Genomic DNA, 2,211 nt, shown 5'->3' on the forward strand with positions numbered 1-2,211 from the left:
GCCGGCGGCCCACTCGGTCGCCGCGACGCTCCAGCCGTGGGCGGTGGCGATCCCCTCGACGATCCCGAGCCCGAACACGGTCCCCTCCGGGTCCGTCGTGAACCCGGTCTCGAAGGCTTGCTCGCGGTCGGCTTCGGGGATCCCCGGGCCGTCGTCAGCGACGAACAGGGTCGTCTCCTCGCGGCCGACCGTCACGGTCACGGCGTCGCCGCCGTGCTCGACGCTGTCGTCGGGCTCCGCCCGACTGCTCGTGGAACCGTGTTCCACGCTGTTCCGAAACAGGTTCTCGAACAGCGTCCGGACGCGTGAGGCGTCGCCGAGGACGAGACCGGGATCCTCGACGACGAGCGTCGCGCCGCCGGTTTCGACGGTGTTCCACGCCTCGCTGGCGACCGCGGCCAGGTCGACCCGTTCCGTGTCGACGACGCGCTCGCCGACCCGCGCGAACGAGAGCGCGTCCTCGATCAGCTCGTTCATGCGGTCGAGAGCGTTCGCGGCCGTGTCGAGCCGGTCGGTGTCGCCCGTCTCGCGCGCCAGTTCGAGGTTCCCGCTCGCGACGTTGAGCGGGTTCCGGAGGTCGTGTGACACCATGCTCGCGAACCGATCCAGCCGGTCCCGCTCGCGAGTGACTTCCGACTGCGCCTCCCGCCGCTCAAGCTCGTAGCTCACCCAGCGGGCCATCATGTCCACGAGCGTTACCTCCCACTCCGGGAACGGGTTGGGGCGGTCGCCACGGTCGTAAAAACAGAACGTCCCGTACATCTCGTCGTCGACGACGACCGGCGCGCCGACGTAACAGGCGATCCCGCCCTCGGTCACGCCGTCCCGGTCAGCGAGCTCCGGGTCCCCGGGGGCGTCACACACCTGTATCGACCCGGCCTGCGAGACGACGCGCTCACAGATCGTCGTCGACAGCGGGACGACATCACCCGCGGCGAACAGACCCGTGTCGTCGGCCACCACCTCCGCACGGTACCGCTCGCCCTCGACGTGTGAGAGCAGCCCGGACTCGACGCCGAGCACCTCCTTGCCGAGCGCGAGCAGGCCGCTCACCTTCGACTCCAAGGTCGTGTCCTTCTCGGCGATCACCTCGTAGAGCCGTTTCATGACGCGTTCGCGCCGCTCCAGCTCCTCGCGCTCGCGGACCCGCTCCGTCACGTCCCGAACGTACATCGAGACGGACTCCCCCTCTGGATACACCCGCGCCTCGAAGTGGCCGTCGACCGGCTCGTAGTAAGCGGTGGCGGTCGTCGCTTCCCCCCGCTTGCGGGCCTCTTGGATCGCCTCCGCGAGCGCGGCATCCGCTTCGGGGAACGCCTCCCAGAACCCCTGGCCGACGAGCTCCTCACGGTCGCGCCCCTCGCCCGCGAACGCGACCGTTCTGGCGTTGAGGAAGGTGATATTGTCGTCCTCGTCGATGGCGATGAAGCCGTCGGCCATCCGGTCGAGGAGGTCGGCGCGCTGGTCGGCCAATCGGAGCTCGGCCGTGACGTCGGTAGCGATCCCGTACACGGCGTACGGCTCGCCGTCGTCATCGAACAGGGGGACGCGGACGGTGACGAACCGTCGGTCGCCGTCGGCGGTCGGGTAGCGCTCGTCGAACTGATCCGGCTCGCCGGCCTCGATGACGGCCGTGTCGTGGTCGCGGAACCGGTCGGCGACCGCCTCACCGTGGACCGCCGCTGTCGTCCGGCCGAGGATCGCGTCGCGGTCCCGGCCGACCATCGACGTGAACGCCTCGTTGACGAGGAGATAGCGGTCCTCGAGGTCCTTCATGAACACGACGTTCGTCGTGTGATCGAGGATCGTGTCCAGCCGCTCGGCGAACGCCCGGAGCCGCTCCGCCGTCTCCGCGCGCTCGACGTGGACGGCCACGAGGCGGGCGACGGACGACCAGAACCCGTCGGCGTCGCTGTCGGCGGTGTCGGTGTCACCCTCCGGGTCGGCGTCGCCCCGGGACGCGTCCACTCGTCTCGCTCCTCCCGTCTCTCCTGGCGCTATCGACCCGTCCGGACCCACCTCGATCCGAACCGCCACGTCGCCGGCGGTCGCTTCGCCGACCGTCTCGAACGCGTCGTCGTCGAGCGCTTCAGCCGAGAGGTTCCCGAAGACGACGCCGTCGACCACGACGCGAACGGGAAGCGGCTCGGCGAGCGAAGTGGCGTCCGATCCGCGCGCGAGCGCGGTCGCGACCTCGCCCAGGCGGTCGGC

General features: G+C 70.3%; 1 protein-coding gene. It reads right to left on the reverse strand.

All coding sequences use genetic code 11. The annotated features are described in order from the left end of the window. A partial coding sequence (locus tag ACFQEU_RS14815; protein ID WP_379783405.1) for a sensor histidine kinase occupies positions 1-2,211 on the reverse strand: 2,211 nt, incomplete at both ends.

The organism is Halorubrum tibetense (genome assembly GCF_042661865.1).
Taxonomy (GTDB): domain Archaea; phylum Halobacteriota; class Halobacteria; order Halobacteriales; family Haloferacaceae; genus Halorubrum; species Halorubrum tibetense.